Here is a 6,114-nt window from a genome sequence, read left to right as displayed (position 1 = left end):
TCCTTTTCAAGAGCGTCTTCCAGTTCTTTTTGCAGCGAGATTCTGTTTTCGTCAAAGTTCTTTTGGATAAGGTAATTTTCGTTTTGAATGTTACGAAAACTCAAATACGAAAGAATTGCCATCGGCAAAACGATGGCTCCAGCAAAAAAGCCGAAGAACAGGAGGTTGTTGCGTGAGATTCTCAGCCGTCACCTCCTAAATCTAGAAGGGGAGGTGCGACGAAATGCTGGGGAACAACAATATGAGAACGCTGGTCCCCATTAGTAAGGTGACCAATGAAAAGGCCAGGGCCGATATCGCTATTAGAGTCTTTGTCACTTGGCTAATTGTGCTCTATGGGTGACGGAAACTTTGTGTCCCATTTCCACACGGCGGTTGTTGGAATAGATTTCGCGTATTAGTACGGCGGCTTCGTGATCTGCAGCTCGGGCAATGATACCCCGTCCTAGGAGTCGAGGCGGAATGCTTTCGTCTGACTTGTCTTCTTCCCAGATGGCAATGGCATCGCCGGTTTTGAATTTGTCTTCTTTACCCTTGTCGATGAGTACATAAGAATATGCTCCAATAATCAACATGGGATCCATGGCGTAACGTATGGTGGCCATTTCCGCAATGTCGGCTTCCTGTTCTTTGCCGTAACCTTTTACATCTAAAACCTTGGGCTGTTTTTTCATGCGGGCCTTAGACTGGTTGATCTTGATTTCTCTGAAGCTTTGCACAATTTGGGCGCGGGACAGTGTGTCGCCAACGGCTGTGATTTTTGCAATACCCGAAAGTCTGAGCATGGCGTAGGTGTCAAAACTCTTTCCGTGAGTGCCGGGAACCTCGATGGCCCGGGCGTCAAGAATCTCCACAAGATCACCTTTTTTTGCCTTGATGTCGGTCTTTTTTCCGACTCCAACCACCACTTCCATTTCAGGAATATGGAGAATCGGTTCTTTGCGTTCTCCAGAGCGGATAGAAAAGAATGTTTCGTCTTTTTTCAGGGCGTCAACATCGTAAATCTCTGGGGCGAGAATCTGGTAATAACCATTAAAAATCTTGGGTGCGGGACGTTTATTGTAATAGTATACATCGTCTTTTTTTGTTTTCTTGGGGCGCTTGTCGCGGTTGCGCAGGTCACCCAACATGTTTTCGAAGTCGCCGTTCCGTGCATCGCCTTGGTCGCAACCTACGGCGGAAACGCCCTTAGGGAGGTTGGTGTCGGCGATGGCGCCGCCGCAAGGGTAGCGGTTCTGGGTGGTGGGGATCGCTACAGGTTCTTCTCGGGTGCTGTCCCCGAAGTAGATGGAGTCACCTGGATAAATCCAGTGGGGGTCCTGGATATGCCTGTTGTTTTCCCACAGGTCGGGCCAGGCGAAGGGGTCGTTCAGGAATTCGTCACTCAGGTCCCAGAGGGTGTCGCCTTCCTTGACGATATAGGCAGACGCAACCAGCACTCCCAGACCGAGGCACAAAGTCGCAGTTTTCAAAAATCCCATAGTAATCCTTGTAACTCTTTGAACGTGAACAAGTTATGTAATAATTTAATCTTTTCTTTGCCTAAAAGTAGGGGCTTTTTGCACAAAAAGTGTTTTATGGGCGGGTTTTATGGGATTTTGGGCAGGTTTTTGCCTTTTTCCTCCAAGAAGCCCCACCCGGTCCGGCACAAAAATGGCCAAAATTTCGAATTTCCCACGGCCGGGTTCCAGGTAGAGAGGAATGGATTTGCGAAGGACGTACCCCTGGTTCCTGAACTGCTTGATGATTTTTTGGGCCTGTTCCAGGTCGGCAGTTTCGATCAAGATTCGCTCCGGCCTGACCCCGGCGATGGTTTCGACGGAACCTGCCGGCAGGGGTTCTCCTTCGGGCAGGTTGAAATAGAATGTCCACCGCCCGTCATTTTCGGACTTGGAAAAGAACTTGGTGAGAAATCCCGGGTCAAAGAACCCCCTATGGAACCGCATGTTGTCTTGCGGGGCGAGGCGGCTGTTCTGGCGGCAGGATTCCATGGATGTTTCGCGGCAGTCCTGGCTTTCTACTTGGGCAAACAGCGGGGAAAGGGAGGCGGCCACAAAACTCGAACCCGAGTAGAATTCAAAGAACTTGTCGCCTTTTGCAGGGTGGATGGCGCTTGCTATTTTTTCCGGGAGCTTTAGCCAGGCGTCCTTGATGCGGGGGGCCCAGTCCAGCACGTGCATGCAGAAGCCGGAATCGCCTAGAGGCATAAAGTCCTTGCCGAAATTGCACCTGGACTCGATGCGGGTGCTTTGATGTACGGTGGGGTCAAAGGGCACAAAGGGCTGGCACTGGATTTGGTGGCAGCTGATGATTTCGGGGCAGGAACGCTCCAGAAAGTCAACGAAGGTCTTGCATTCGTGGGCGGAATTTTTGCCGCGGAGGTTTGCCTGCACTACTAGGGCGAAGTTTCCATTGCCGCAGGCCCTGAACCAAATGGTTCGGATGGCCTTGCGGAAATTGCGCAGGTGTTCTTTCTTGATTTGTTCAAAAATCTGCGTGACAACTTCGGGAGTGTCCATCCCCTTTGCGGGAGCATCCAACAGCAGGCTTTCGTGACCGTTTATGAGCTTGTTGTAGATTTTCCAGTCGGAATTTTCGGGCTTTGCCTCTGCGGTAAACCAGGCCTGGACTTTTCCGGGGATTCTCATGTCGCTAGTCCAGGAACTGAACTGCTTCTGGATGTCTTCAAAACTTGCCGCCCTGCGGACAATTGGCTTTTCGACCTTGGAAGGCTCTTGCTTTTGCTGATGGTTTTTGGATACACTTTTTCTTGTAAAACGATTCATCACTTACCTACTCAAAGGGCCGAAGGCCCGAGCTCATACCTCAAAGCAACGAAGTTGCGACCTCTCACCTGTTACACCCAGAATCTCGGATAGATCCAGGAGCAGTCCCTAGCCAGGAGTTTCGGGAATTCCCTGAAGGAGCCGTTGATCTGGAACTGGTTCAGGCCGCCTTCTACCGGCGTGAGTTTCAGCACGCTGTCGGCACGGGATTCCAGGTAGGGGTATTCGTCATTGTTGCAGGCGGCCACTACGGCACAGCCCGTGAGGGCGATGATGGTGTCCACCATCTGCATCAGAATCTGGTGGGGGGCACCGGTAATGCGCATGGCTTTCGGGTTGTGGAACACCGCCGAAATGGGGTCGATGACGATGGTACGGTAATTGTGGTTTCCCATCTTCTTCGCGCCTTCTACGCGCTTTGCGATAAGCTGTGCCGTCTCCAGCGGAGAAAGGGCGACTCCTCGCAGATTCAAGAAGCCGAAGTTCCCGGTGCTGGCGGGAAGCCCGCGTTTGTTGGCCAGCAGGTACAGGCGGTTCAGGAACACGGACTTGGTAAGCTCGAAGTTGATGAACAGCACATCGCTCATGGTGGTGGCGTTTCCGAACCATTCCTCACCGTAGCAAAGCGAAAGTCCCAGGTCCATCAGGGCCATGGACTTCCCGCATTTCGGGGGAGCGGTGAACAAGAAGAATTCTCCGGCCTGGAGCATGTTCTGGATTAAGACTTCGTCTTTTTTCGGGGCCTCTTCGCTGTCGCTGGCAAGCTCGATGAGGGGCTTGCCGTCTAGGGAGTATTCCACCCACTGTTTCCATTCGGCAAAGTTCTTGGCACCCTGTTCCAAGCTGATCAAGTACTGCTGCTTTCCGCCACGGAGCACGCCCGGCATGCGGACCATCATGCTTGGGTTTCTGTTGCTGGAATCTACCTGGAAACCTTGGGAGGCAAGGGTGCTGAACAGGAAATCGACCCGTTCGTCGTATTCCTCTTGGTTGTCGGCTCCAATCTTTACCCAGGCCTGCACGGAGTTTGCGCCGGTGTTGATGAGGGCTGCGCAGGGAAGGTTCAACGCCTTAAAGTAGGCCAGCTGCTTGGCTAGCGTCATCTTGGGATTGTCCACCATTACGTAGCGATATTTCCAGCTCTCGTCGGAGGCGTCTTCGCCACCCTTGGTGGCGTTGATGCAGATAAGTGCTCCTTCGGGGCTGTCCAAGCTCTTCATGATTTTCTTGATGGCATCGTCCTGGCCCACGATGTTGGACACCAGTTCCGATGTGGCGGTAGGAGTGTCCGAAATCTTGAAGTCGATGGTTTCGTCTTCTTCGAAGGTTGCTTCCAGAAGCTTGGCCAGGTCCTTACGCCAGTCGGCGGCAGGCCATGGAATAGACAGGGCTTCGGGGTCAATCTTGAAGTTCTGCAACAGTTCCAGGGACTGGGTATCAAGACCCATGGCCAGCATCTGTTCCATGGGAATCATGCTGGTGGTGAATGCCGGCATGATGGTGGTCTGTGGCGGTGCCGCCGCCTGGGTGGTTTCCCTGTGGGGTTCGGGCTTTGCTTCTTCCCGTTCAGAAGAACGTTTTTCGCTGGAGAAGGCCCTGCGCAAAATCTGTTCCACTTCGTCGTCGGCCATGCCGCGTTCACGGGCAAGGCCTCCAATCTGGAAGGAGGTGTCCATAAAGGTCCAGCCGTCTTCCATGGCGGCTTCGGCGGCCTTATACAGTTCGCTCTTTAGGTCCTTGTCCTCGAATTTTCCTTTCAGAAACTGGTTGACGATTTTTCTTGCGCTTTCCATATTGAGTCCTTCTTAGTTGCAATCCCTTCCAAAATAAATAATTAATTCTTGATGCGGAGCCTTGCGTATTCGTACAGGCCCAAAGATAGGGCCACGGAGGCGTTGTAGGAATGAGCTTCGGGCATCATGGGAATCCGGAGCACGGCGTCGCACTGTTTTTTCACGAAGGGCGGAAGGCCCACGTCTTCGCCGCCTACGGCAATGACCGCATGGTCAGCAAAGTCGAAACCGGCCAGGTTCGTCTCGGTGTCGGCATCGAGGCCCAGAATCTGGTAACCCGCCAGTTTCAGCTCCCCGATGGCCCCTTCCAGGTTGTCGGGCCTGCAAATTCGCATTTTTTGCAGCGCTCCGGCAGAGGTCCGCTCTACGCTTGGCGTAATTCCGCACATGCCTTTTGCGGGAATCATGAACAGGTCCACGCCCAGGGCGAGGCAGCTACGGATGCAGGCTCCCAGGTTTCGCGGGTCTTCGATGTTGGTGGCTACGGCGATAAGCTTTCTTTCGCCGGTATCACGGGCGTTGAAAAATTCCTCCCGCACGTCTTCCCAGGCCAACAGTTCCTTTTCGTTCATCAAGGCCACCACGCCCTGGTTCGGCCGCGCGTAAGAGTCCAAAATTTTAGAATCCACTTGTTGCACATGCACGTGGGCCTTTTTGGCCAGTTTTTGCAGGCTGTAGAGCTTTGGGTTTTTAGACTGGTGCATGAACAGCACCCGATGGACCTTCAGGGGCTCGTTCTCGAGTAGGGCTTCTACTTCTTTAATGCCGCCGACGGCAACTTGGGGTGCTGCGTCCTTGTCGCCGATAGCCCGGACCACGTTTTCTGGGCGCGGGCGGTTGAAGCGGGGCTTGTCAAAACGGGGGGGGGCCGTATTTGCCTGAGAAAAACGTCGTTCTTCTCCGAAGCTACGTCGTTCAAATTTCTTGTCGTTGTTCTCGAAATTCATAATCAATACCTCTCTCTGCAGGCGATAACGGAATTCATCTGGATGTCCGTCGGTTTCTGCTCTAGGGGTGTGTCGGAAATCTGTGCCGGGGTGGCAATACCTGCCTTGTAAGCGCTGGGGAACTTGGCCAGGTACCGGTCGTAGTAACCCTTGCCGTGGCCTTGCCTACTCCCGTCCCAGTTGAACTTTGTTCCTGGAACCAGGAATACGGAGATGGGGCCTTCCCAGGGGGCGATTCCTTCGCGGGGTTCCATGATGCCGAAGTGCCCCTGAACCAAATCTTTTTTCAGGTTCTCGATGGGGTAGAATTCCATGGTGGTTTCGCCCGTCACCTTGGGCAGTAGAAGCCGGCCCTCCATGGAGAGTTCCTGCACGATGGGCAAAATATTGGGTTCTCCCTTGAGAGGGTAGAAGGCCGCCACTTTTCGGGCGTCCCGGTAGCCAGGAATCTGGTGGATTTCTACCCAGGGTTCCTTGATAATGGATTCTCCCGTCTTTTCATGGCGTTTCTTTTGGATCAGTTCCACGATGGCGCTGGAACTGAATATGAGAATGACAAGAATTGCAATAGCGATGGAAGCGGCCATT

The 6,114-nt window shown here is 53.1% G+C and carries 4 protein-coding genes and 1 pseudogene; all 5 read right to left on the bottom strand.

Features of this window, described 5'->3' with window-relative positions; genetic code table 11:
* Positions 1-314: 314 nt before the first annotated feature.
* Positions 315-1,481, bottom strand: coding sequence for a LysM peptidoglycan-binding domain-containing protein (locus tag IKB43_12295; GenBank protein MBR2470901.1), 1,167 nt, complete (start codon positions 1,479-1,481; stop codon positions 315-317).
* 45 nt (positions 1,482-1,526) lie between these two features.
* Positions 1,527-2,786: a hypothetical protein gene (locus tag IKB43_12290; GenBank protein ID MBR2470900.1), complete on the bottom strand. Its 1,260-nt coding sequence runs from the start codon at positions 2,784-2,786 to the stop codon at positions 1,527-1,529.
* Between the two features lie 71 nt (positions 2,787-2,857).
* Positions 2,858-4,579, bottom strand: coding sequence for an AAA family ATPase (locus IKB43_12285; GenBank protein MBR2470899.1), 1,722 nt, complete (start codon positions 4,577-4,579; stop codon positions 2,858-2,860).
* A 41-nt stretch (positions 4,580-4,620) separates the two neighbouring features.
* Positions 4,621-5,436 (bottom strand): annotated as a pseudogene (locus tag IKB43_12280) (RNA methyltransferase).
* 92 nt (positions 5,437-5,528) lie between these two features.
* A complete protein-coding gene (locus IKB43_12275) occupies positions 5,529-6,113 on the bottom strand; it encodes a 5-formyltetrahydrofolate cyclo-ligase (protein ID MBR2470898.1) in 585 nt (194 codons plus the stop codon).
* Between the last annotated feature and the right edge of the window lies 1 nt (position 6,114).

The organism is Fibrobacter sp., from assembly GCA_017503015.1.
In the GTDB taxonomy this organism is placed as follows: domain Bacteria; phylum Fibrobacterota; class Fibrobacteria; order Fibrobacterales; family Fibrobacteraceae; genus Fibrobacter.
This window is presented reverse-complemented; position numbering and strand designations above follow the sequence as displayed.

Coding starts and splice junctions, on each gene's coding strand:
- IKB43_12290 (MBR2470900.1), bottom strand. CDS start 2,786: ATGAATCGTTTTACAAGAAAAAGTGTATCCAAAAACCATCAGCAAAAG.
- IKB43_12275 (MBR2470898.1), bottom strand. CDS start 6,113: ATGGCCGCTTCCATCGCTATTGCAATTCTTGTCATTCTCATATTCAGT.
- IKB43_12295 (MBR2470901.1), bottom strand. CDS start 1,481: ATGGGATTTTTGAAAACTGCGACTTTGTGCCTCGGTCTGGGAGTGCTG.
- IKB43_12285 (MBR2470899.1), bottom strand. CDS start 4,579: ATGGAAAGCGCAAGAAAAATCGTCAACCAGTTTCTGAAAGGAAAATTC.